General features: G+C 60.3%; 27 protein-coding genes and 1 tRNA gene. 14 read left to right on the top strand and 14 right to left on the bottom strand.

Translation table 11 applies throughout. The annotated features are described in order from the left end of the window. The first annotated feature begins 69 nt into the window (after nucleotides 1-69). The gene (locus tag FFI16_RS11260; protein WP_138817803.1) at nucleotides 70-621 is read left to right on the top strand and encodes a GNAT family N-acetyltransferase; all 552 of its coding nucleotides are present in this window, start codon (nucleotides 70-72) and stop codon (nucleotides 619-621) included. A 54-nt stretch (nucleotides 622-675) separates the two neighbouring features. Continuing rightward, entirely contained in the window at nucleotides 676-1,119 is a 444-nt protein-coding gene (locus FFI16_RS11265; protein ID WP_138817804.1) for an anti-virulence regulator CigR family protein, read from the top strand. Nucleotides 1,120-1,182: 63 nt separating this feature from the next. Here the strand turns inward: FFI16_RS11265 and FFI16_RS11270 are convergent, their stop codons facing one another. After that, nucleotides 1,183-1,593, bottom strand: coding sequence for a VOC family protein (locus FFI16_RS11270; protein ID WP_138817805.1), 411 nt, complete (start codon nucleotides 1,591-1,593; stop codon nucleotides 1,183-1,185). Nucleotides 1,594-1,856: 263 nt separating this feature from the next. On the opposite strand from FFI16_RS11270, the gene FFI16_RS11275 reads away from it, so the two are divergent. From FFI16_RS11275 to FFI16_RS11300, 6 genes are all read left to right on the top strand, one after another. Then, nucleotides 1,857-1,943: transfer RNA gene (locus FFI16_RS11275), tRNA-Leu, on the top strand. Nucleotides 1,944-2,319: 376 nt separating this feature from the next. Beyond that, entirely contained in the window at nucleotides 2,320-5,151 is a 2,832-nt protein-coding gene (locus tag FFI16_RS11280; RefSeq protein ID WP_138817806.1) for a xanthine dehydrogenase family protein molybdopterin-binding subunit, read from the top strand. Continuing rightward, nucleotides 5,144-5,683 carry a (2Fe-2S)-binding protein gene (locus tag FFI16_RS11285; protein WP_138817807.1) on the top strand — a complete coding sequence of 180 codons (540 nt, stop codon included), beginning with the start codon at nucleotides 5,144-5,146 and terminating at the stop codon, nucleotides 5,681-5,683. Before FFI16_RS11280 ends, FFI16_RS11285 begins: the two co-directional genes overlap by 8 nt. Before the next feature lie 2 nt (nucleotides 5,684-5,685). After that, nucleotides 5,686-6,921: a cytochrome c gene (locus FFI16_RS11290; RefSeq protein ID WP_138817808.1), complete on the top strand. Its 1,236-nt coding sequence runs from the start codon at nucleotides 5,686-5,688 to the stop codon at nucleotides 6,919-6,921. Nucleotide 6,922: 1 nt separating this feature from the next. Then, a complete protein-coding gene (locus FFI16_RS11295; protein ID WP_138817809.1) occupies nucleotides 6,923-7,720 on the top strand; it encodes an XdhC family protein in 798 nt (265 codons plus the stop codon). Nucleotides 7,721-7,824: 104 nt separating this feature from the next. Further along, nucleotides 7,825-8,190 carry a VOC family protein gene (locus FFI16_RS11300; protein ID WP_138817810.1) on the top strand — a complete coding sequence of 122 codons (366 nt, stop codon included), beginning with the start codon at nucleotides 7,825-7,827 and terminating at the stop codon, nucleotides 8,188-8,190. A gap of 1 nt (nucleotide 8,191) precedes the next feature. Here the strand turns inward: FFI16_RS11300 and FFI16_RS11305 are convergent, their stop codons facing one another. Then, nucleotides 8,192-8,473, bottom strand: coding sequence for a hypothetical protein (locus tag FFI16_RS11305; protein ID WP_017138846.1), 282 nt, complete (start codon nucleotides 8,471-8,473; stop codon nucleotides 8,192-8,194). 184 nt (nucleotides 8,474-8,657) lie between these two features. Here FFI16_RS11305 and FFI16_RS11310 point away from each other — a divergent pair, with 184 nt between their 5' ends. After that, a complete protein-coding gene (locus FFI16_RS11310) occupies nucleotides 8,658-9,116 on the top strand; it encodes a GFA family protein (RefSeq protein WP_138817811.1) in 459 nt (152 codons plus the stop codon). 2 nt (nucleotides 9,117-9,118) lie between these two features. Here the strand turns inward: FFI16_RS11310 and FFI16_RS11315 are convergent, their stop codons facing one another. Beyond that, nucleotides 9,119-9,646 carry a DinB family protein gene (locus tag FFI16_RS11315; protein ID WP_138817812.1) on the bottom strand — a complete coding sequence of 176 codons (528 nt, stop codon included), beginning with the start codon at nucleotides 9,644-9,646 and terminating at the stop codon, nucleotides 9,119-9,121. 122 nt (nucleotides 9,647-9,768) lie between these two features. Between FFI16_RS11315 and FFI16_RS11320 the strand changes: the two genes are divergently transcribed. Next, entirely contained in the window at nucleotides 9,769-10,473 is a 705-nt protein-coding gene (locus tag FFI16_RS11320) for a tellurite resistance TerB family protein (RefSeq protein ID WP_138817813.1), read from the top strand. On the opposite strand, the gene FFI16_RS11325 is transcribed toward FFI16_RS11320, so the two are convergent. From FFI16_RS11325 to FFI16_RS11365, 9 genes are all read right to left on the bottom strand, one after another. Then, complete coding sequence (locus FFI16_RS11325) at nucleotides 10,470-11,291, bottom strand: hypothetical protein (RefSeq protein WP_138817814.1); 822 nt, start codon at nucleotides 11,289-11,291, stop codon at nucleotides 10,470-10,472. The two genes, FFI16_RS11320 and FFI16_RS11325, sit on opposite strands and share 4 nt — an antisense overlap. A gap of 18 nt (nucleotides 11,292-11,309) precedes the next feature. Further along, on the bottom strand, nucleotides 11,310-11,657 hold the full coding sequence (locus tag FFI16_RS11330; RefSeq protein WP_138817815.1) for a DUF2493 domain-containing protein: 348 nt from the start codon (nucleotides 11,655-11,657) through the stop codon (nucleotides 11,310-11,312). A gap of 65 nt (nucleotides 11,658-11,722) precedes the next feature. Beyond that, nucleotides 11,723-14,437: a magnesium-translocating P-type ATPase gene (gene mgtA, locus FFI16_RS11335; RefSeq protein WP_138817816.1), complete on the bottom strand. Its 2,715-nt coding sequence runs from the start codon at nucleotides 14,435-14,437 to the stop codon at nucleotides 11,723-11,725. Between the two features lie 235 nt (nucleotides 14,438-14,672). Further along, a complete protein-coding gene (locus FFI16_RS11340; protein ID WP_138817817.1) occupies nucleotides 14,673-14,981 on the bottom strand; it encodes a hypothetical protein in 309 nt (102 codons plus the stop codon). Nucleotides 14,982-15,298: 317 nt separating this feature from the next. After that, a complete protein-coding gene (locus FFI16_RS11345) occupies nucleotides 15,299-15,910 on the bottom strand; it encodes a LysE family transporter (protein ID WP_138817818.1) in 612 nt (203 codons plus the stop codon). 48 nt (nucleotides 15,911-15,958) lie between these two features. Then, the gene (arsH, locus tag FFI16_RS11350; RefSeq protein ID WP_138817819.1) at nucleotides 15,959-16,645 is read right to left on the bottom strand and encodes an arsenical resistance protein ArsH; all 687 of its coding nucleotides are present in this window, start codon (nucleotides 16,643-16,645) and stop codon (nucleotides 15,959-15,961) included. A gap of 12 nt (nucleotides 16,646-16,657) precedes the next feature. After that, on the bottom strand, nucleotides 16,658-17,128 hold the full coding sequence (locus FFI16_RS11355) for an arsenate reductase ArsC (RefSeq protein WP_138817820.1): 471 nt from the start codon (nucleotides 17,126-17,128) through the stop codon (nucleotides 16,658-16,660). A 13-nt stretch (nucleotides 17,129-17,141) separates the two neighbouring features. Beyond that, the gene (locus FFI16_RS11360; protein ID WP_017138833.1) at nucleotides 17,142-18,425 is read right to left on the bottom strand and encodes an arsenic transporter; all 1,284 of its coding nucleotides are present in this window, start codon (nucleotides 18,423-18,425) and stop codon (nucleotides 17,142-17,144) included. Between the two features lie 19 nt (nucleotides 18,426-18,444). After that, on the bottom strand, nucleotides 18,445-18,801 hold the full coding sequence (locus tag FFI16_RS11365) for a metalloregulator ArsR/SmtB family transcription factor (protein ID WP_138817821.1): 357 nt from the start codon (nucleotides 18,799-18,801) through the stop codon (nucleotides 18,445-18,447). Nucleotides 18,802-18,979: 178 nt separating this feature from the next. On the opposite strand from FFI16_RS11365, the gene FFI16_RS11370 reads away from it, so the two are divergent. The 4 genes from FFI16_RS11370 to FFI16_RS11385 all read left to right on the top strand — a co-directional run bounded on the left by FFI16_RS11370 (nucleotide 18,980) and on the right by FFI16_RS11385 (nucleotide 21,159). Beyond that, on the top strand, nucleotides 18,980-19,195 hold the full coding sequence (locus tag FFI16_RS11370; protein WP_017138831.1) for a hypothetical protein: 216 nt from the start codon (nucleotides 18,980-18,982) through the stop codon (nucleotides 19,193-19,195). 75 nt (nucleotides 19,196-19,270) lie between these two features. Continuing rightward, nucleotides 19,271-19,966, top strand: a complete 696-nt coding sequence (locus tag FFI16_RS11375) for an AzlC family ABC transporter permease (protein ID WP_138817822.1) — start codon at nucleotides 19,271-19,273, stop codon at nucleotides 19,964-19,966. Continuing rightward, nucleotides 19,963-20,274 carry an AzlD domain-containing protein gene (locus FFI16_RS11380; RefSeq protein ID WP_138817823.1) on the top strand — a complete coding sequence of 104 codons (312 nt, stop codon included), beginning with the start codon at nucleotides 19,963-19,965 and terminating at the stop codon, nucleotides 20,272-20,274. Before FFI16_RS11375 ends, FFI16_RS11380 begins: the two co-directional genes overlap by 4 nt. Before the next feature lie 531 nt (nucleotides 20,275-20,805). Next, entirely contained in the window at nucleotides 20,806-21,159 is a 354-nt protein-coding gene (locus tag FFI16_RS11385; RefSeq protein WP_138817765.1) for a lipoprotein, read from the top strand. Nucleotides 21,160-21,304: 145 nt separating this feature from the next. Here FFI16_RS11385 and FFI16_RS11390 read toward each other — a convergent pair whose 3' ends face one another. Both FFI16_RS11390 and FFI16_RS11395 read right to left on the bottom strand, forming a co-directional pair. After that, entirely contained in the window at nucleotides 21,305-22,009 is a 705-nt protein-coding gene (locus FFI16_RS11390; protein ID WP_138817764.1) for a YoaK family protein, read from the bottom strand. Nucleotides 22,010-22,078: 69 nt separating this feature from the next. Continuing rightward, nucleotides 22,079-23,713 (bottom strand): ABC-F family ATP-binding cassette domain-containing protein, encoded by a 1,635-nt coding sequence (locus FFI16_RS11395; RefSeq protein WP_138817763.1) that lies wholly within the window; start codon nucleotides 23,711-23,713, stop codon nucleotides 22,079-22,081. Between the last annotated feature and the right edge of the window lie 63 nt (nucleotides 23,714-23,776).

Here is a 23,776-nt window from a genome sequence, read left to right on the forward strand (position 1 = left end):
CTCTCCGGTTCTTGCGAGTACCGTGCACCTGCGCGATGATCTGGCACCCTCAGCGCCTGGAGCACAGTGATGCAATCGCTACCCATCCCGCCCTCTATCAAGGGCACGTTACTTGAGCTGCTCCCGCTGGAAGCCGGGCATTTCGAGGCCCTGTATGGCGTCGCCTGCGACCCGTTGATCTGGGCCCAGCACCCCAGCCCCACGCGCTACCAGGAGCCGGTGTTTCGCGAGTGGTTCGAACAGGCGCTGGCGTCACCCAGCGTACTGGTGGTGATCGACCGTGAGAACAACAGGGTGGTGGGCAGCTCTCGTTACTACGACTTCAGTGAGACGCAACGTGAGGTGGCTATCGGGTACACGTTTCTGGCGCGTGAAAAATGGGGCGGCGGGGCCAATGGCGAGCTTAAACAACTGATGCTCAAGCACGCCTTTCAGTGGGTCGATACCGTATGGTTCCACGTCGGCGCCGACAACATTCGCTCGCAACGGGCAATGGAGAAAATCGGCGGGCAGCTTTCGCATACTTCGGTAAAAACGTTCGCTGGGCGTTCGCAAGAGAATCGTTTTTATAAAGTTGAGCGAGCTACATTTGAGCGCTCCGTAATGGGCGAGCGCTACTGATTTCGGCAATTCGATCTATATTCAAAAGGGCAGTCCCTTCTGGAGTGAATGATCATGTTCAAATCTCGCTCGTTGGTAGTCGTCATCACTTGCATTGCCCTGGTCGCGGGCTCGGCGACGGCGTTGGCTGATCCTGGTAACGCAAAGGGGCAAGGCCATGGCAACGGCAACGGCAACGGCCAAGGCGGGCAGGGCAAGAAGGGCAAAGGCGGCGGTTCGCAATATGGCCCCAGCATTGATCGAGGCAGCGTGCTGGGCGTGCTCGGTGGCTATCGTGATTATTGGCGGCCTGGCCCACAACTGCCCCCTGGCATACAAAAGAACCTCGCCCGAGGAAAGCCGCTGCCTCCAGGGATTGCGAAAAAGCTGGACGGCCGATTACTCGGCAGGCTGCCTCATTACGACGGCTACGAATGGCAGCAGGCAGGCACGGATCTGATCCTCGTGGCTATTGCCTCCGGGATCATCTACGAAGTGCTTAACGGCGCGTTTGACTAGTGCGTTGAGGGCTATGGATGGCGCACGATAAACGTATCGTTCGCCGTCCTCCATGCAACCAGACTAAACGGCAGGGCCTTTCAGCTCGATCCGGTTATCATCCGGATCGTTAACATAAATCGACCAGCCTGTCCCGTCTGCGCCATAGCGCTTCTGCGCCTTTTCCGCGAACACCCCCGCATCAGCCAAGTGGCTAAGAATGGCCGACTCGTCAAATGGCTCAACCCTCAAACAGACGTGATCGACGTTATGCCTCTGCTTGCCCGCCGGCTCCCCACCTTCACGACCGATCGACCCGTTCACATCGACCAGGTCAATCAGGGACGTCCCGGCACTCAGGTGGATCATGCCGAGGTCGTCACGGCGCTTTTTGACCTCACAGCCCAGTACCGAAGTGTAAAACGCCAGGCTGCGGGTGATGTCCTTCACGCGTAAAACAACATGATCTATATGTTGGATTGAAAAGGTGCGCATTGCGATCATTCCTGTTTGATCATTGGTTTTGGTGTCGCCAAAGTCTTCAACTTAGCTGATTCTGGAAAACGAGTGCTGCATTTAACCCGTGGCATCGGCCCAGGACAGTCAGCTAACCCGTTTGGTGCAACGCCAGGTTGGCTGCGTAGATCACTGATCTGACAAGGTTTTTCAGCTCAGGATGAGCACGATAAAGGTGCGCCTCGACCTTGCATCCAAGCGCCGGGGTCTATATATTCCCAACCCTGCAACACCGCGCTACCGCCCGAATGGCGAAACTGGTAGACGCATGGGACTTAAAATCCCCCGCTCGTAAGGGCGTCCCGGTTCGATTCCGGGTTCGGGCACCATAGATATCAAGGGCTTGCATGATTCTTCATGCGAGCCCTTTTTCGTTTGTGCTCCCCAAAATTAGAAAACTCCACCGCTCGTTTTGTCGGCATGACCTGTTTGCCGATCCCTTTGCGTGTGTAGCCATCCTGACATTCCCCTGATCCTTCGCGACCTTTGCTTTTACTCAGAGCAAAGCGGCAACGCGTTGATTCTTTGCTCGGTTTTTGTAACAGATTGTTTGCGGCAAGCGCAGAAACCTATAAAGTTAACCTTTCGGTCAGCTTTGCACTGTCAATTCAAGCCTTTTGCTTCCGGCGAAAGCGCTCCTGCAAGGATCGAGATCCCCAGTACATAACTAAAAGGGCGGACCCATAACCGCCCAGAGGATGATCCATGTCCAACCGTGATATCTCCCGGCGCTCGTTCCTTCAGGGCGGGCTGGTGGCGGGTGTGAGCGTGACGCTTACACCGCTCAGCAGCCAGGCGCTGGCTGCCTTGATGGAAAACAGTGTGACCGTGCCGTCCGAGCAATGGCTCGGTAACAACGGCAAGGCGCGCTCGCGTAACGACGCCTTGTCCAAGGTCTGCGGCAGCAAGGTCTTTGCCCGCGACATCCGCGCCAAGGACATGCCAGGCTGGCCCCAGCAGCAGGGCCACGCCATGTTGCTGAAAACAACCAAGGCCGATCGCATTTACGCCGGCTACGATTTGTCGTGGCTTGGTGCCGACTTGCAACCTGACCGCATCGTCACTGCCGCCGACCTGGACAAGGACGGTATCGTCTTCCCGGAAGAACACGCGCCGGATCCGCTGCTGCCGGAAGGCAAGGTGCCGATGTTCATCGGGCACCCTGTGGCGATCCTGATCTGGAACGACTTCGAGCGTTTCCGCCAGGCCAAGGCCAAACTCAAATTCAATGACAAAGCCATCCGTTACGGCGCCCAGGTGCCGTACTACGAACGTGACCCTTACGGCAGCTTCCGCTACGTGCGCGTCGGCGGTGCGACTTCGGCGGACGAAGATGAATTCGCCAGCCTCAAGGATTCGATCCTGTTCCCGATGCTGAAAAACCGTCGGCCGGTGTGGAATTCCCAGCCGGACCTGCATGGCAACCTGACCGAGCGCGGGCTGTTTTACGCCGACCGGATGCAGCAGCAAATCGACGCGCCGCCCGATAACTGGCTGGTGTTCGACGAGCGCTACAAAACCCCATCGATTGAACCGGCGGCGATGGAGCCGGACAACGGCAACGGCTGGTACGACCCGGCCACCAAGACCTTGCACTTTGTGGTCGCGACCCAGTGCCCGCTGGAAGCCGCCACCGAAACCGCGAAGATGATCGCGCCATCGCGCTTCGGCCTGGCGAACCTGAACATGCACCCGGGCTACACCGTTGGTTACGGTTCCAAGGACCACAACATTTTTGTCTACTACGCAGCCCTCGCCGCGTTATACGGCGCCGGTGTCCCGGTGCGCCTGGCCAACGACCGCTATGAGCAGTTCCAGAGCGGCATCAAGCGTCACCCGTTCGACATCCGCTACCAATTGGCGGTGGACAAAAACGATCACAGTTTCCAGATTTTTCGCGCCGAGATGAACGTCGATGGTGGCGGGCGGATCAACTACAGCCCTTCGGTGGCGGCGGTTGGCGCCACGGCAGCGCAGTCGATCTACTACATGCCGCAGAACGATTTGCAGGTCACGGCCTACCATTCCCGCGCGGTTGAAGCGGGTTCGATGCGCGGTTACGGCACCCTGCAAAGCATGGCCTCGACCGAGATGATGGTCGACGAAATCGCCGGGCGTCTGGGCATCGATGCCATCGACCTGCGCAAAAAAAACGCCATGCTCTCGGGCATGAAAAACACTCAGGGTGCGGTGCCGGCTGGTGCTTTGCGCTTACACGAAATTCTCGACAAAGCGGCTGCCCACGACGTCTGGAAAAACCGCGACCAAATCAAAAAGACCCGCGAAGCCGCTGACCCGGATAACTGGTATGGCGTGGGTTTTGCCATCTGCCAAAAAGACTTCGGCACCGGTTCCGAGGCACCGATGGCCAGCATCGAGTTCACCGCCGAAGGCCACGTGACGTTGCGCCATATCGGCATTGAAATCGGCACCGGCATGTCCACCTCGCAAGCGCTGGTGGTGGCGGATTTCATCGGCATCCCGGCCACGCAAGTGAAGACCGGCGAAACCGAATGGGAAGAGTTGCAACTGATCACTGGCGGCAACCCTTACGTCATGAGCCAGGCCGAACAGGATGGTTTCCTGCGCAACCCGCGTTGGGTCGGCAAACTCGCGTCGGCCTCGTCGGCGACCAATTCGGCGTACTACTTCAGCCACGCCACCCGTGAAGCCTCCCGGGTGCTGTTCAACCACGGCTTGTGGCCGGCGGCGTTGCAGATCTGGGGCCAAGGCCCTTACGGCGGCCAGGCCAACCCGTATGTGGTGCGCCGCGAAGACGCGCATTGGGTCGACGGCAAGCTCACCGCCAACGGCATGCAGCCGCTGAGCTTTGAGCAATTGGCCAAACACGCCCACGAAAAAGGCTTGGTGACCGGCGCCACCGTGCACGGCTTCAACCGCTGGAGCTGGGCCGAGGCCGACTACAGCATCGACGGCGTGCGTGAGCGCCTGCCGCTCGACGGTCTGGCCGTGAAGTACGGCGACGGCGCGCCGAAGGCGAAACTGGCCCAGATGACCAGCAACGGTTTCCACCTGCTGGATCGCCAGAACGTTCACTACCCTGACACCCAGTTGAACAACGCGGCGGTGACTTACTACAGCCCGGTCGCGACGCTGGTGGAATTGAAAGTGAACAAGGGCTCCGCCGAAGTGCAAGTGCTCAACCATCACTCGTGGATCGAGTGCGGTCGGGTGCTGGTTGAGGAGCTGGTCAAGGGCCAGCTCGAAGGCGGGATCGCCATGGGCATTGGCCATGCGTTGATGGAAGAGATGCCGCTGTACGAAGGCGGGCCGGGGGAGGGTGACTGGAATTTCAACCGTTACCGTTTGCCGATGGCTCGACACGTTGCCGTGTGGAAGCAGACGTCCGAAATCCTGCCGCCGCTGTCGCCGAGCGACCCGTCCAAGGGCATTGCCGAAGTGGTGATGATCCCGATCGTTGGCGCCATCGGTAACGCCGTGGCCCACGCCATCGGCAAACGTGTCCGCGACCTGCCTATTACACCTGCGCGCATCAAGGAGGCCCTCAATGGCTAACCGTCCGTTTCAACTGACCCTCAACGGTCAATCCGTCGGCCCGGTGGACATCCCTGATGACCTGCCGATGATCGACTACCTGCACGAATACAAAAACCTCACCGGCTCGCGGCTCGGCTGCGGCCAGGGTATTTGCCACGCCTGTGTGGTGATCGTCGACAACCCGGACGGCACCAGCGAAGAAGTGCGCACCTGCATCACCGGTGCACACTATTTCGAAGGCAAAAAAGTCCGCACCATCGAAGGCCATGCGACTCGCGATGAGCAGGGCAAAGTCACTGAACTGAACCCTATCCAGCAGCGCTTCGTCGATGAATTCGCCTTCCAGTGCAGCTACTGCGCACCGGGGTTCGTCAATGCCGCGACCGTGCTGGTGGAGAAGCTGCAGCGTCAGCCCATCGTCAAAAGTCAGCTGGAAAAGGTCATCGAGGACAGCCTCGGCCACCACATCTGCCGCTGCACCGGCTACGTGCGTTACTACAACGCGACCCGCAACGTGCTGACCGATCTCGGCCTGGTCAAGGAGGGTTGAGCATGAAGCAACTACTTTCCCGCCTTGCGCTGGCGGTTGGCCTGGCCGCGCCGATGTTGTTGGCGCACGCGGACGATCAAGTCAAACGCGGTGAATACCTCGCGCGCGCCGCTGATTGCATGGCCTGCCACACCGCGCCGGGTGGCGCGCCGTTTGCGGGCGGTCTGCCGATCGTCTCGCCGTTCGGCACTATCTATGGCACCAACATCACCCCGAGCAAAGAGCACGGCATTGGTCTGTACAACGATGACGAATTTTTCGCCGCGCTCACCGAAGGCAAACGCCGGGACGGCGCGAATCTGTATCCGGCGATGCCGTACACCTCGTACCACCTGATGCCCCGTGCAGATTCGGATGCGATCCATGCATACCTGAAAACCGTCGAGCCCATCGAGCGTGCGGCGCCGGTTACCCGCCTGAGCTTTCCGTTCAACGTGCGTCTGGGCCTGATGGGCTGGAACATGCTCTACGGCAAGGATGTGAAACTTGCGCCGACCGAGGGCAAAAGCGCAGCGTTCCAGCGTGGCCAATACATGGTTGAAGTGCTCGGCCACTGCGGTGAATGCCACACGCCACGGGGCTTGCCCGGCGCGATGCAGCAGGATAAACGCCTGACCGGCGGCGTGCTCAACGGCTATTTGGCGCCCAGTCTGTTGGCCAATGACCTGGCCGCTCGCGGCTGGAATCATCAGGACCTGAGCACGTTTCTCAAGCACGGCATGAGTGCCCAGGGCACGATGTTCAACGAGATGTTCCCGGTGTTCCACAACAGCACCCAGGGCCTTACCGATCCAGACCTGGCGGCCATGGCGACCTTCCTGTTGGGCGATCAACCGCCGGTGGCCAAAGTGCTGAGCGAAACGTCGCTGGACGCCATGAGCCCAAGTGCCCAGCGCGGTCGTCAGGACTATCTGAACGGCTGCGCCGGTTGCCACGCGCCGAACGGCGAGGGCAAGCCGCATATCGCGGTGGCCATGCGCGGCAACACCACGTTGCGCCTGGAAGATCCGCGCAACCTGCTACGAGTGATCGAGGACGGCATCGGCGAGCAGCAATTCACCGGGTTCGAACGCATGCAACCGATGCCGGGTTTTGCCGACAAACTCAATCACCAACAGCTGACCGACCTGCTCAACTATCTGCGCCAGGGTTGGGGCGGTCAGTCGGGTGAGCTGGCGGTCAGCGACGTGCAGAAGCTTGCGGCCGATGCACCGCCAGCCGAGCACAAGGCGCACTGACATGCAGCATCTCGATCTGCAAGTCATTCGCCGGGCGCTGGAATGGTCGACAGCGGGCCAGCAGGTTTGGCTGTGCACGGTACTCGCCACCTACGGTTCGGCGCCCCGTGCGCCGGGCTCGCTGTTGGCGGTGAACACTGGCGGTCAATGGATCGGCTCGCTGTCCGGTGGTTGCGTTGAGGAAGACTTCCTTGAACGGGTTGCCGAGGGCGCGTTTGCAGAGGCGGTGAGCGTTGTGCGTTATGGCGACGGCGAGGCACCGCGCTCGCACGTGAGCCTGCCCTGTGGTGGCATGCTTGATGTGCTGGTGGAGAGGCTTGAGCCCGATTGCGTGGTTCAGGCCCATTTGCGCGAGTTGCAAGCCGCGTTGCTGGGCCAGCGCCGATTAATTCGCGAGGTCGATCTGGCCAGCGGTGCGCGCAGTGTGTTTGCAGACAGTGAGCAAGGCGTGCGCGTCGAAATTCGTCGCCAGTTACCGTCGGTGTTCATCGCCGAAGGCGGCTGCCATAGCGACACGGCGGTGGTCGCGTTGACGCATGACCCGCGCATTGATGATCTGGCCATGATGGAAGCCGTGCGCACCGACGCGTTTTACATCGGTGTCATGGGTTCGATGCAGACGTCACAAAAGCGCGTTGAGCGCTTGCGCCGAATTGGCGGCTTGGGCGAGGTCGAATTGGCGCGCATTCACGCGCCTATCGGTCTGAATCTGGGCAGCAAGACCCCGGCGGAAATCGCGTTGGCAGTGCTGGCCGATATTCTTCGAATTCGCAGCGGCATCGCGCGGGATCGACTCTGAGCGACCCGCGCGGCTCGCTCCCGCCACTTTTGCCAACAGTCCTGACAAAAACTGACACTGCCCTGAATTAAGGTACGCCCTCACATTCAGTGCAGGTCACGCCCATGAAATTCGCCTCTGTGCGCCTCGTCACCCAGCAATTCGAACAACTCATACAGTTCTACCAGAACCTGTCCACCCTCGAGCCCCGGCGCCTTGCCGAGGGTTTTGCCGAGATTCATTTCGAGGGTTTGGTCCTGGCGATCAGCGATGAACGCTTGATCCGCCTGCACAACCAAGGTTTGGCCGTCGCGGCGAGTAATCGCTCGGCGATTCTGGAATTTGAGGTGGCGGATGTGGCGGCGATGTTGCTTAAATTGCGCAGCGCAGACGTGTTGATGCCGGTGACGAAAATGCCTTGGGGCAATACGTCTGCGCTGCTGCAGGATCCCGATGGGAACCGGGTTAATCTGTTTTCAAAGCCTGATTAGCTCAGACAAATGGCTGCCCGCTGAAACCGCGTGGCAGGCGCTGCAGCCCAGGCAGGTCGGTGAGGCGTTGCGTCCAGGCACTGCGCCAGTCAACAGCAGTATGGGTTTTGGCTTTGCGCGCTGAGCGGCGGGCAGCGTTGCGCTGGGTGCGGCGCGCTTCTTTGTAGGCGTCGGTATTGCGGCAGGTGCGGCATTTGACTCGGTTCAGCTCGGTGCTGGAAGTGAGGTTGGTGCCGTGATGGCCGCAAGCCAGATGCCCGGCGACCTTGAAGTGAGTGACCATGTAAGCGTCTCCTTCTTATGGGGGTACGCGCGGCCATAAAGCAGCGGCGGCGCGTGGGCAGGGCGGGGGCAATCAACCCCGAGCCCTCAGGGTTGTGACCTCGCTGGCGGCGCGGCGTTCGGTTTTATTCCATGAGCGGTTCACGCTACCCTGTGGTGCCAACAATCATAAAAAGGAGTGAGTGATGAGCGTCGAAACCTTGCCGCTGGAAGGCAGTTGCCGTTGTAACCGGGTGCGTTTCAGTGTGAGTTTGCCGCCGGTAATCACCATGGCATGCCATTGCAGCGGCTGCCAGAAGATGACCGCCAGTGCGTTTTCCCTTAGCGCATTGATTCCGGCCGCTGGCTTTACCGTGATCCAGGGTTGCCCGGTGATGGGTGGCTTGCACGGCGTGGACCGCCATTATTGCTGCCCGCACTGCATGAGCTGGTTGTTTACGCGCCCCCATGGTATCGATGAGTTCGTCAATGTGCGTGCGGCCTTGCTGGATAACGCCCGCGACTACGTGCCGTTCATGGAAACCTGGACCAGCGAAAAACTGCCCTGGGCCGCAACGCCGGCGGTCGAAAGCTTTGCGCAGTTGCCCGAGCCGCAGGACTTCCCGCGCTTGATGCAAGCCTACGCGGCGTTCAGTGCCGGCTGAGTTCAATCAATCAAGGCCAGCAGGTCGGTATCACCGACGTCCACGCCCGCCTGGGTCAGCAATGTGGTTGCCTGGCCCCGGTGGTGGGTCTGGTGGTTGAAAAAATGCATCAGCAGTGCAAAGAACGGCTTGTGGTTCGCCACGCCGCGCATGTTGTGGTACTGCAGACGCTGGTCCAGATCGGGCTCGCGCAGGCTGTTGGCCCAGTCGATGATCAGTTGGTCCAGCCAAGTGCGGCGGGCCGATAGCTCGCGCAAGTTGGCAAAGGCCAGTTGCTTCAAGTCAGAGGGCGTCGCAATTGAAGCCAATGGCGCCAGCGCGGCAAAGCCTGCCGGATGCTCGGCAAACCGTTTGAGCCATACCGTATCACCCAGCGTCAGGTGGTTCAGTGTGCCAAGGATCGAGCCGAAGAACGCCTGTCGATCCGCCGTCAATTCGGCATCGGTAAGCTGGCTGGCGGCGGCATACACCTTGCGGTTCATCCACTGGTTGTAGTCAGCCATCAACAAAAGGTGTTCAAGACGGTTCACGTGGTTTCTCCTTCAACGTGGTGAGGCCATCATAAGGCGTGCCCGCCCGGCGGTCTTGGTGTTCCTGCGGCGGCAAGCTATGGTTGATAAACGCCAATACTATGCTGCGGGAGAGTGACACCATGAATACCGGCAATTTACTTGAACAGCTGCTGCGTGCCAGCCAGCAAGGCGGCGGGGCCTCGGGCGGTGGCCTGGGTGGTTTGCTGGGCGGCTTGTTGAACAGCTCCGGCAGCGGCAACACCAACAACGCTACGCCAGGTGGTGGGCTGGGTGGTTTATTAGGTGGCCTGGGCGGACTGTTGGGCGGTGCGCCGGCCAGTGGCACCAACCAAACACGCTCCGGCGGGATGAACTATGCGGCATTGGCCTCCCTGGGGATGGCCGCGTTCCAGGCATATCAGGCGTGGCAACGCCAGCAGGCCAGCGCACCGCAGCAAGCGATTCAGACGGTTGACCAGCTTGACGGTCAGGCAGCTGAAGCCCATAGCCATGCGGTATTGCGTGCTTTGATTGCGGCAGCCAAAGCCGATGGCAGGATTGATGAAAACGAGCAGCAAATGATCTCAACCGAGATGGGCCGCCATACCGATGAGCCGCAGTTGAAGCAGTGGCTCAACGACGAAGTCGCAAAGCCCCTGAATGCCGCCGATTTTGCCGAATATGCCGCTGATCCAGGGTTGGCGTCCGAGATCTACCTGGCCAGCGTGATGCTGGTCGACGATCAGCAGGACGCAGAGCGCGGCTACCTGGACGAACTGGCCGCGCAGTTGCAACTCGAACCAGAGTTGCAACTGCATCTGGAGCAGCAAGCTAAAAAAGTTTAAAACCGCACGGTTGCGCCGGTGGTCAGCCATTGGTTGTGATCACCGGTGAGGTTCTGCCCAACCACTACATCCACATCCACCAGCTTGCCCACATGGAAGCGCGGCCCGGCTTGCCACGCCTGGTCACCGCCTTCCTGGCCGTAGCGCTCACCGATCAGCGTGAGCGCGTCCGCCAACTGGTACTCAAAACCGGTGCCCCAGGTGAGGCGGTGGTTTTGCTCTCCACCGTTGTAGGCATGGGTCCAGCCGCCATTGAGGCTCAGGCGCAATGCCTGCAGCGGTTGCCAGGTCAACGGCACGTTAAAGTCCGCGCCGTCGAATGCATGCTGGCGGTCGAGGGCAAAGTGGCTGGTGGCAGACACTGCCATTTGCAGCCCCAACGCTTCCTGTGACCACACCTGCGCCTTTACTTGTGGGCTGATCTGCGTCTCGGCATCCCCCGCATTACTGGCGCGCGACAGTGCTGCGCTCCATTCCACGGCCGGCAGCGCGCTGAAGGTACACGCCGGGTTAAGCGTCTGGTTATGAATGTTGCCTTGATGGCGGTTGGCGGTGTACCAGGCGTCAACGCTGCATTCGCCCGGATCGTTGATGCCGCCGTCGTCGACCACATAGGAACCGCCGGCCGCCTGGGCTTTGGAAAACAGCGCGATCAGTAAAATAAGGCCCAGTGTGGTGCCGATAAAGATCAGGTTGCGTTGCAGCGCGCGGCGCTTGGCCGGTGGCAGCAGCAACAGGGTATGGCGAGCGCCCCGGTAGTGACGTTCGCGGTATTTGGCAAACCCGTCCGGACGCTGTGGGCTATGTTTTTTGTGCATGATGCACCTCGCTTGAATTCAGCTTTCTACGGTCAGCACCGAAATGCCGCTGGCTTTGGCCTGGCAGACCAGCTCCGAGGTGTCGTCACCACCCGGCAGGGCGATGATCACGTCGGGACGGCTGTCGGCGAGCATGAAAAGGTTGCGCTGGCGTTCCGCCTGCTTGCCGTGGCGTTGCCAATTGGGCGGGTAGCGCACCACGTCGATGCTCATTTCCCGCGCCCATTCCTCGATGTCGCTGCCGAGGAACTGGTTGCCGCCGTGAATCAAAACCTGCACGGGGCGCAGGCGGTGGTAGGCGTCCAGCACTTGGCGGGACTTTTTGGTGTCAGCGTAATGACGACCTGCACAGATAAGCACGCGCATAGTCAGGGTCCTTGTGATGCACGGTGGCGATCGGGCGACCGCCACCGTTTAAACGGCGGGGGTGATCAGTACCACTGCTTGAAGCGGCGGATGTAGATCGTTTTCATCAGTTGGGCCACGCAGCAGTAGGCGAGCAGGGTGCCGACCAGCCATGGGAAGTACGCCAGCGGCAGCGGCTCCAGGCCCACCAGTGTGCCCAGCGGCGAGAACGGTACGTAGATCCCCAGCCCGATGACGATGGCGGTCATCATCAACACCGGCCAGGCGGCCGTGCTCTGGAAGAACGGGATCTTGCGGGTGCGCAACATATGCACCACCAGGGTTTGCGAGAGCAGCCCTTCGATAAACCAGCCGGACTGGAACAGGGTTTGCATTTCTACGCTGTTGGCACTGAACACGTACCACATCAGCGCAAAGGTGGTGATGTCGAAGATCGACGAGGTTGGCCCGATCCAGACCATGAAGCGGCCGATGTTTTTCGCATCCCACTTGCGCGGTTTGGCCAGGTATTCCTTGTCCATCTTGTCCCACGGCAAGGCCAGCTGGGAGATGTCGTACATCAGGTTTTGCAGCAGCAAGTGAATCGCCAGCATCGGCATGAACGGGATGAACGCACTGGCCACCAGCACCGAGAACACGTTGCCGAAGTTGGAGCTGGCGGTCATGTTCAGGTACTTCATGATATTGCCGAAGGTTTCGCGGCCCTTGAGCACGCCTTCTTCCAGCACCATCAGGCTCTTTTCCAAGAGGATGATATCGGCCGATTCCTTGGCGATATCGGTGCCGCTGTCCACCGAGATACCCACGTCGGCATCACGTAGCGCCGGCGCATCGTTGATGCCGTCGCCAAGGAAACCCACGGTGTGGCCGTTGGCTTGCAGGGCTTTAAGTACGCGGGATTTTTGCAGTGGCGTCAGTTTGGCGAACACCGTGCGTTCTTCCACGCGGCGCAGCAGGGTGGCGTCGTCCATTGCTTCGATTTCCACGCCCAGCAGCGGCTGGCCGGGTTCGAGGCCGACCTGGCGGCAGATCTTGCTGGTGACTACCGCGTTGTCGCCGGTCAACACCTTTACGGCTACGCCGATTTGTTGCAGCGCGGCAATCGCCGGGCCTGCGGTTTCCTTCGGTGGATCAAGGAAGGTCAGGAAGCCCTGGATCACCAGGTTGCGCTCATCAGCGGTGGTGTACTGCTGGCGCGCCATGGATTTAGGGATATTGCGCGTCGCGACCACCAAGACGCGGAAGCCGTCCTCGTTATAGTCGTTGGCCAATGCCAACAGTTCTTCGCGGCGCTGATCATCCAGCGGCACGGCGGTGCCACCTTCGAGCATGTGTGTGGAGATGCTCAACATCTCTTCCACGGCGCCCTTGCACACCAGCAATTGGTCGCCGGCCGTGTCGCGCACCACAATCGACAGACGTCGGCGCACGAAATCAAATGGCAGTTCATCGACCTTGCTGTAGGCCAGCGGCAACTGAAACTTGGGGTTCTGCTCCGAGAACTGCACCACGGCCTGATCCATCAGGTTTTTCATGCCGCTCTGGTGGAAGCTGTTGAGCCAGGCCAGGGACAGCACCGCGTCATCCCGTTGGCCGAAGGCGTTGACGTGATGCTCCAGGATGATCTTGTCCTGGGTCAGGGTGCCGGTCTTATCGGTGCACAGCACGTCCATCGAACCAAAGTTCTGGATCGCATTGAGGCGCTTGACCACCACTTTGCGTTTGGCCATGGCGGTAGCACCCTTGGCCAGGTTGGCGCTGACGATCATCGGCAGCATTTCCGGGGTCAGGCCCACGGCAACCGCCAGGGCGAACAGGAACGCATCGCCCCAGTCACCTTTGGAGAAGCCGTTGAGGAAGAACACGATCGGCACCATCACCAGCATGAAGCGGATCAACAGCCAGCTGACGCTGTTCACGCCACGGTCGAAGGCGGTTTGCACGCGGGAGCCGACAATCGCCTTGGCCAGGGAGCCAAAGTAAGTGCGCGGCCCGGTGGCAACCACCACGGCCTTGGCGCGGCCGCTGACCACGTTGGTGCCCATGAAGCAGATGTTCGGCAGGTCCAGCAGGTTGCCTTGGTCGGCCGCCAGCGTAGAGGCGGATTTTTGCGTGACATCGCCGAGGGTGTCGTACTTCTCCACCGGCAAGGCTTCGCCGGTCAACACGGCCTGGCTGATAAACAGGTCGCGGGACTCGATCAGGCGGATATCGGCCGGGATCATGTCGCCGGCAGACAGCTGCACGATGTCGCCGGCGACCAGCTCGCGCATCGGCACTTCGCGCAGGATCGGCTGGCTGCCGACTTGTTCGCGGCGCAACACCGTTGCGGTGGTGCGCACCATGGCTTTGAGGGCTTCGGCGGATTTGGCCGAGCGGTGTTCCTGCCAGAAACGCAGCAGGCTGCTGAGCAGCACCATGGTCATGATAATGATGACTTTGGTCGGGTCGGCTTCTTCACCGTCCTGCATCGGCAGCCAGCAGTCAGTGATAAAGCTGATCCCGCCGAGGGTCAGCAGCACGTAGATGAACGGGTTGTTCAGTGCCTGCAGGAACTGGACGATGGCGTGAGGCGGCTTGTCATGGGCTACTTCGTTGTAGCCCTCGCGTTGCAGACGTGCCGAGGCGTCGAGTTCGGTCAGGCCGTCCTGGGTGGCACGCACATTGGCGAGGGTGGCCGACAGGCCGTTCTGGGCTTCACGGGCGGCACGCATCGACAGTTTGGTGTCGGGTGCAGTGCCATTTTTCTTGTGCAGAGGCGTGTTCTTTACGGCGCTCATTGTCTGTACTCCTGTCGCCAATTCTCGACAAAACATACCCGGTACTTACCTGAATACAGGCGAGCGAAAGCATGCCGAGCCGCGGACTTCGCGATCGGTTTAAATAAGGTGTTCACATAACTTCTACAGCGCCCGCTACTGACGCGTTAGTTAATTGGCGCGCAGCGGGCTACTACTGGATGTGTTCATAACGAACTCCAGAATAATCATCAGGAAGTTGCTGTTTCCAGCTGGTTTAAGCGGCGCGATTGCTCAGGTAGAACTCGAGCAACAGGCTGGCTTGAGCCAGGGTGGAAACCTTGGGTCTCTGCGGGTCTTGAGGGTCGGCGTGGTCCCAGTGCTGCAGCAATTGGCCGCTGGCAGGGCAGACACGCCAGTGCGCCAGCGGGGGGGCTGGGCGCAGCTGATCTTTACTGGCTAGGGGAGAGGGTGCAGCAAAGGTTGAGCGCGTAGGTGAAAAACCTACAGGCTCGCGGCACAGCTTGGCGCGCAGGGCTGCGGCCAGCGTGCGAATGTCAGGCAAAACAATCAGTTGAAAGGTCATAACACACCTCGGGACCGGACGGGCGACCGGTGAGGCAGTTACGGTGGAGCATCAAGCTCTAGCGCAGCTTACCGGACCTGGAAGGCGAGTCCTGTCATATTCTGGGTTTGGCGCCCGATGCCCGCTAATGCGGTGCTCGGACAGCGACTAGATACTGTGTCCATTGGCTTCTTTTGTGAGGTTTAAAAAAGGCCCCAGTTGTGGGCAGGGGCAATCTACTCAGCTGAATACAAAATGTCAACGCATGATTAATTAAATTATCCCGCGTTCAGAGTTCATTCAGATAAAGACCTCGGCAAGTTGCGCGATATATAACTTCATATCCCTTGGGCCGCCAGAACTGCCAGATATAACAACACTACACCGCAGGTGCCATAACTGATGCGTTGCCATACCGGTGATGCATTCTTTCGCAGCAGATTGACCAGTGCGGCAATCAGAAAGCATGACAGTACCGACGCGAGCATGAACCCCGCAAAAAACATAAAGGTTTGCCCATGGCTCGGCGTCGCGCCGACGATGCCGGACAAGGCACTGCCCAGCGCGCCCCAATAGACAATGTTCTTTGGGTTGGCGAGAGAAATCGCGGCCCCTACCGCCAGCGCATTCTGACGGGAGCTGGCCGGTGCATTATCCGCTTCGGGCAAGTGCCAGGCATCGATCAGGCTGCGCACCCCCAGCCAGGCCAGGTACAGCGCGCACACGACCGTCAGCGGAATGCGTACGGCGTCATGTTGCATCAGCAACGCGATGCCGGTAAGGCCGATCACCGCCCATACAGCGTCGCCTACCAGAGAACCGATTTGCACCAGCAGGGCCGGGGTAAAACCATGAAGCAAGCCACGGCGCAACGTCTCTGCCAGCACCGCGCCGGGTGAGAGGCAAAACACAAAACCGAATACCAGTGCATAAAAGAAAATCGCCAGCATGCCCGCGTCCTTTCGAGAAAGTGCGTGAGCATACGCCGAAGGGCTCGATCAAATCGACTGTTGGTTGACGCGCTGTGACAGTTCATCCGCGCTTTCCTTGCGCTCCGAGTAGCGGTCGACCAAGTCCGGGCGGTCGCGCAGCAACACGGTGAACTTCACCAGTTCTTCCATCACATCGACCACGCGATCGTAGAGCGCCGAAGGCTTCATGCGGTCCTGGTCATCAAACTCCATAAATGCCTTGGGTACCGAGGACTGGTTGGGGATGGTGAACATACGCATCCAGCGTCCGAGTACGCGCAGTTGGTTAACGGTATTGAAAGATTGCGAACCGCCCGACACCTGCATCACGGCCAAGGTCTTGCCCTGGGTGGGGCGGACGGCGCCGAGGGCCAGCGGCACCCAATCGAGTTGCGCCTTGAACACCGCCGACATCGAGCCGTGACGTTCAGGCGAGCACCACACCTGGCCTTCGGACCATTGCATCAACTCCAGCAGTTCGCGGACCTTGGGGTGATCGCTAGGCGCATCGTCAGGCAGCGGCAAACCGGACGGGTTGAAAATGCGTGTGTCGGCACCGAAGTGGCGCAGCAGGCGTGCAGCTTCTTCCACCAGCAAACGGCTGAATGAGCGCGCACGCGTGGAGCCGTAAAGCAGCAGGATGCGCGGCGGGTGGCCTGGGCCGACAGGCAGCGGGCCTGCAAGGGCGCTGTTGAGGTTTGGCAGCGTGGTCATTGCGGTCTCCGGCTACAGTTCTGCGATGCGTGCGAGTTCAGCTTTCAACTCGGCAGGGTTGAGGTGGCTGAAGGGAAGGGCGAAGAACGCCTGGCAACGCCTTTCGATGGTGCTGAGGGTGGCCTTGAACGCTGCATCCACTCGGGCTTCATCAGCCTGAATATCCGACGGGTCTTCCAACCCCCAATGCGCCTTCACCGCCGGCCCGAAATACACCGGGCAAGCTTCGCCTGCGGCCTTGTCGCACACAGTAATCACCACATCCGGCGGGCTGCCCTCAAAGGCGTCATTGCCCTTGCTGTACAAACCTGCGGTGCTGATGCCCGCTGCCTGCAACGTGCTGAGGCTGCGCGGCAGCACCTGGCCCTTGGGGAAGCTGCCGGAGCTGATTGCCTCGAAACCTGGCGGTGCCAGGTGATTGAACATTGCCTCGGACAAGATGCTGCGGCAGCTGTTGGCGGTACACATGAACAGGACTTTCATTGCGATATCTCCTTCAGAGACTCAGGCGCAAGGCGAGGGCGGCGAGGGTGATCAACAGCACCGGCAGGGTCAGCACAATGCCGACCTTGAAGTAGTAACCCCAAGTGATGGTGATGCCTTTGCGCGCCAGGATATGCAGCCACAGCAAGGTGGCCAGGCTGCCGATCGGGGTGATTTTGGGGCCCAGGTCGCTGCCGATTACGTTGGCGTAGATCATCGCGTCCTTGACCACGCCCACGGCATGGCTGGACTCGATCGACAGGGCGCCGATCAAAACCGTCGGCAGGTTGTTCATCGCCGATGACAACAGCGCCGTCAGCACGCCGGTGCCCATGGCCGCGCCCCACACGCCGTAGGTGGCAAAGGTGTCGAGCCAGGTGGCGAGATAGGTGGTGAGGCCGGCGTTACGCAGGCCGTAGACCACCAGGTACATGCCCAGGGAAAACACCACGATCTGCCACGGCGCTTCTTTCAATACTTTGCGCGTGGAAATCTTGTGGCCCTTGGCGGCGATCACCAGCAGCAACACGGCGCACACCGCAGAAATTGCACTGATGGGAATGCCCAGCGGCTCTAACGCGAAGCAGCCGACCAGCAAGATGCCCAACACCCACCAGCCAGCGCGAAAGGTCGCACGATCATGGATGGCGCTGGCGGGGTCTTCGAGGTCGGCCGGGTCGTAGGCCTGGGGAATATCGCGGCGAAAGAACCACAGCAGTACCGCAAGGGTGGCGGCGACACTGACGAAGTTCACCGGCACCATCACCGCCGCGTATTCGTTGAAGCCGATCTTGAAGTAATCCGCCGAGACGATGTTCACCAGGTTCGACACCACCAGCGGCAGGCTCGCGGTATCTGCGATAAACCCCGCGCCCATGACAAACGCCAGGGTCGCCGCCGGGGAAAAGCGCAAGGCCAGCAGCATCGACATGACGATGGGCGTGAGGATCAACGCCGCGCCGTCGTTGGCAAACAGCGCCGAAACCAGCGCACCGAGCAGCACCATATAGGCAAACAGCCGCCGGCCACGCCCACGGCCCCAACGCGCCACGTGCAGGGCGGTCCAGGCAAAGAAGCCGGCTTCGTCGAGCAACAGGCTGATGATGATCAGCGCAACAAAGGTGCCGGTGGCGTTCCAGATGATGTGCCACACCACCGGAATATCCGCCAGGCTGATCACCCCGCAGGCCAGGGCCAGAATGGCGCCCATGCTTGCACTCCAGCCGACCCCGAGGCCTTTGGGTTGCCAGATGACCAGAACGATGGTGAAGATAAAAATGCCAATTGCGACAAGCATGAATTAACGCTCCGATGGCTCAGCAGCAGGTGCTGGCCCGTTGTGGTCGGTCGCCCATGGCATCAAGACGCTGCGCGTCGCTGTGCAACCAGGGTTGGTTGGCTTGCAAGGTGGTGTCCAGCACTTGGGTGACCCAAGCGGGCAGTGCCGGGTTGATACGGTAGTAGATCCATTGGCCCTGACGACGATCCAGCAGCAGCCCGCAATTGCGCAGTTGCGCCAGGTGACGGGAGATCTTTGGCTGGCTGTCGTCCAGAGCATGGATCAGTTCGCACACGCAAAGTTCGCCTTCGCGCAGGATCAATAACGTCAGCCGTACGCGGGTGGCGTCGGCCAGGCATTTGAACAGGGTGGGCGGGGAGAAGAGGTCCGACATGATCAAGGTCTTTTCATATATGGTTATGCAAATATATGTATGTCCATATATGCAAGTCAATTCCTGAATTCGATTGATGTGGATCAAACGCCCTTCAATCCGCCACAAGTGACTGAAATTAAAATGAAACACGAATGTCCTAAAGTGCCTGCCCATTGCTGATGAAGGATGAACCCGCGTGACCCGTGCCACTCGCAACCTGCGCAAGACCCTCGATTCCGTCGCGGACAATAATGAAACCGCGGCGTTTGACCTGATGCGCGCCGTCGAAAAACTCGGCGATGAAGTGTTGCGCCAACGCCTGCTCAATACCATTCACCGGCTCAATCAGGACGCCCATGAACTGCGTGAGGCGCGCGACTCGGTGGAGCAGGTGTCGGTCAAACTCGCCTGAGTGCGCAAGATCGTTCAAGACAACCTGCTTTAAACGCTGGCATGCTTGTCGACTGTCTGTCGATGAGCCGTCTCCATGCCTGCTGCCTTACCGCATTACGCCTTCGCCCGCGGCGCCATCGCCGTTATTCCGTTATCCCTGGCCTGTGCGCCGTGGGGGCTGCTCGCCGGCTCCATGGCCATTGACGCGCAATTTACCCCGCTGCAGGCCCAGGGGTTGTCCGCCATCGTGTTTGCCGGTGCCGCGCAGCTGGTGGCCATCGGCATGGTCAAGAGCGGCGCCAGCCTGATCTCTATCGTGCTGACTACCTTGCTGCTGACTTCCCAGCATTTGCTGTATGGCATGCACATGCGCCCGACACTCTCGTCACTCAACGCCCGCTGGCGCATGAGCCTGGGCTTTCTGCTCACTGATGAGTTCTTCGCGCTGGTCAACCACTATGACCGCGAGACGTTCAATCGTTGGTACGCGTTGGGGGTGGGGCTGACGTTTTACATCGCCTGGAATCTCTTTACCCTGGCTGGCATTGTGCTCGGCAAAAGCATTCCCGGGCTTGATCAGTTGGGGTTGGAGTTTTCGATTGCTGCCACCTTCATTGCGTTGATTACGCCGGTGGTGCGCGATGTGCCGACGGTGGTGTGTGTGGCGGTGTCGTTGCTGTTTTCGGTGTGGTTGAGCTTTTTGCACTGGGAATCGGCGGTGGTGGTATCCGGGGTGTTGGGCATGATGGCGGGGTTTGCCTGCAAGCGGCTGGGGGTAGGGCAACGATGATTTACATCATGATTGTGGCCATGGGGCTGGTGGTTTTTCTTAACCGTTACCTGTTTATCGAGCCGCGTTTGCCGGTGCGCCTTAACCGCGGGGCGCGGGAGTTTCTGGGGTTTGCAGTGCCTGGGATGCTGACGGCGATTTGCGGGCCGATTATTTTTCTCGCCGATCACAAGCTGAATTTGAGCCCAGCGAATCCTTATTTGTTGGCGGGCGTCTGTGCGGTGGCATTGATGTTCTGGACGCGTAGCGTGTTGATTACGGTGCTGTTGAGCATGGGGTTGTTTTATTTGTTTCGGTGGTGGTTTTGACGAGGGGTATGGGGGACCGTACACATGGTTGACGGGGCGATTCTCAGATCAAAATCTACAGCACGGCGACCTGAGTGGTTGAAGCAAAAGCCAGATCAAGTGCAAAGCAAAAGCCTGTCTAACTGATGCAACGCGATCTAAATGTGGGAGCGGGCTTGCTCGCGAATGCGGTGTGCCAGTCAATTCATCTGTCACTGATACACCGCATTCGCGAGCAAGCCCGCTCCCACAGTTGACTGCATCCAACCTTGATGGTGAGGTTGGCAGAGTTGCTGTTGTTTTGGCCCTTACATCCTTTTCTATGGCGAATATGCACCCACCACACATCAACACCACGGGCTCAACCGCCCCCACCCCAAACCGCAAACAAAAAAAAGCCCGCGGGAGAGCGGGCAGAAGGGAGACTTCTTAAAAATGAGCCTGCCGACTATAGGTGCCAACCCCACCCTTCACAGTGAAACAAAGTTCATGCACGCATCAGACAATCACCGGAGAGTGGTAAAGTCGCATTTTTTCCAAGGAAGCAATGGCATGCGAAAGCTGGTAATTGGCGCATTGGCAGTGGCCGCACTGTCCGGCTGTGCAGGCTCGAAGATGAAGGACGCGCGCACCGGTCAGCCCTACAAGACCCTGGCGTCGGACAAAGCCACGTTGGTGGTTGCCCAGTGCATCCAGTTCGGCTGGCAGGACGAGGCGGTGTTCGGCGTTGATGCCGGTGGTTTCAAGGAACCGCTCGAAGCCGGCGGTTTCACCGTCTACACCACAGGCGGCGACTACTTCGCCGATGTGCGCGTAGCCGGTGCCGGCTCCAGCGTCAAATATTATGCAGCCCAGGGCACGATGCCGGCCAAGCGTCGTTTGGCCGCACTGGCAACCTGTCTGTAGGCTGTCTCCTTAGCATTTTTCGGAAATGCCCGGCGGGACAGTCGCCGGGCATTGGCTTATCATTCCTCCCGCTCGCTCGACGTGATGGCTCTTTACCAGTACACGGACGTCGAGGCCTGAACGTCGAGCGGGCCTCGTTTCCTTCCTATCGCGGCATGTAGCCCAAATGCCAGCGCCGGGGAATCTTCAGTGACACCAGCCCCAGCACGGCGGCGAATGCGCCACTGACCAGCAGCGCCTTGAGCCCGAGGTGATGCTCCAGCACCGCACCGAGCACTGCGCCTACAAACATGCCGGCCCATGGCACCAGTTGCACCCGCCAACCATTACGCCGTTCCCCCAGCATCCAGCGCCCCAGCCCGCGCCCAAAACGTGAGAGCGCGCCGGTCACATAGGTGAGGCCTACCGGCAAACCGTTGACCTCTTCCACGGCGGCATTGAGCATGCCCATGGCCAGGATCGCCGCCAGCAGCGCCGGCAAGGCATTGTCGAAAGGCCACAGCGCCGCACCGCAGAGCAAGGCGGCGATGCACAGCAGCAAAGGCAGTGCATGCCGACGGCTGAAGCGGCTGACCACCACGCCCAAGGCGTTGCCCAGCACAAACACCGCCACCAGCAACACCAGGCGCCCGGTCAGGCCCAGGTCACCGGCGCTGATCGCCACCGCCAGGCGTGTGGTGTTGCCGCTCATGAATGAAACAAAATCACCACTGGCCATAAAGCCAATCGCATCGGTCATGCCTGCCAGCACCGACAGGCTGGCCACCAGCATCAAACCGACCCGCCCGCGCCAGCGTTGGCGATGGGCAAGCGCGGCATTGGCGTAAGGCCTGTGGGACGAAGGCAACATGGGACCGGGCTCCGCGTTGAGATTATTCGGCCACTACCGTAGGACGCTTCGGCCGCGCTTGCAATGACCTCAGACACTTTCCAGTCGCCAGCCGGTGGGCTGCCAGAGCAAGTGGTGGGTCGGCTGGATTGCCTGGATGAACGCCTCGTCATGGGACACCGCGACAATGGCCCCGGTAAACCCGCGCAGCGCCTGCTCAAAGGCCAGTACCGATTCCAGGTCCAGATGGTTGGTGGGCTCGTCCAGCAATAGCAGTTGCGCCGGGGAATCGCGCCACAGGGCAATCGCCATCGCGGCTTTCAAGCGTTCGCCGCCGCTCAGTTGACCGGTGGGCTGGGTGACGCGCAGGGCGTCCAGTTGCAACAAGGCCAGGCGCGTGCGCAGCTCGGCTTCGGCCAGGGGCGTGTCGAGCAGGTTGAGCTGTTCGACGATGGAGCGCTCATCCGTCAGCAGCGCCAAGTGCTGATCGATATACGCAGCGGGCACCGGCACCGCGCAGTTGCCGCTGACGGCTTGCGATTGGCCCGCCAGCAGCTTGAGCAGCGTGGACTTGCCGCAACCGTTCGGCCCGCGCACGGCCACGCGTACCGGGCCGATCAGGTTGAGCGTGAGGTAAGTTGCAGGCTGGTGCGGGTCGAGCCACGGCAGTTGGGCATGCTCCAGGGTGAGTACGTGTCGGCCATTGGGCAAGGCCGAGCCGGGCAGGGCGAGCAAGGTCGGGGTTTCATCGACGACACGCGCATAGGCTTGGCGCACCTGCCCATCCAGCTCATTCTTGTAGGCGTGGTGAGCGCTGCGCACTGTGCTGACGATTTCCTTGGCGGCGCCTTTCCAGCGGGCTTTGGTAAAGCGATCAACGTTGGCGGTTTCGGCATGCTTGCGTGAGCGGGCGGCATTGCGTTGCAGGCTGTCGTGATCTTTTTGCAGGCGCTTGCGTTCGCGGCTGCGTTGCAGGCGAGCATGCTCAAGCGCCAGGGCGGCAGCGTGCTGTTCGGTATCGCGCTGCTGGCGATAGGCGTCGTAATTGCCGCCATACACGCGCATACCAAGGGGCGACAGCTCGACGATGCGTGACAGGCTGTTGAGCAACTGTCGATCATGGCTGACCACCACCAAACCGCCACGCCACTCGCTCAGAACCCGCAACAGCCACTCGCGCCCATTGCCGTCGAGGTGGTTGGTGGGCTCATCCAGCACCAGCAAATCCGGAACCGCCAACAACGCGCTGATCACGGCCACCCTGGCCAGTTGGCCGCCACTCAATTGATTGGCCGGCGCTTCAAAACCGAGCGCGTGCAGGCCAGCGTCATCCAGTGCCGTGCGCAAGCGTTCGGCAAGGTCCCAGCGATCGTCAATCAGTTCAAGGTCACCGGGCTGGGCCTCGCCTCGGGCCATGCGCTCAAGTGCCGACAATGCCTGGGCGGTGCCAGTCACCAGGGCAAGGCTTTGTCCAGGCTGCAGCGTCAGGCTTTGGGCGACGTAGGCCACGCGGGCCTTGCCATCGAGTGTGCCGCTGGAGGGTTCAAGCACGCCGGCAAGCAGCTGCGCCAGGATACTTTTGCCGCGACCGTTACGGCCGACAATCCCGGTGGGTGTGTAATCAATGGACAGGCTGAAGTCGTCCAGCAAGGTTTCGCCATTGGCGAACTGGAAGGACACGTGTTGCAGGGAAACCAATACGGGTAGGCGTTTGACGTCAGTCATCAGCACCTCCAAAAAATGTCGAGCAGGCCAACAAGCGCGCCAGGCGGCTCGTTGCAGATACAT

Source organism: Pseudomonas sp. KBS0710 (assembly GCF_005938045.2).
GTDB lineage: Bacteria > Pseudomonadota > Gammaproteobacteria > Pseudomonadales > Pseudomonadaceae > Aquipseudomonas.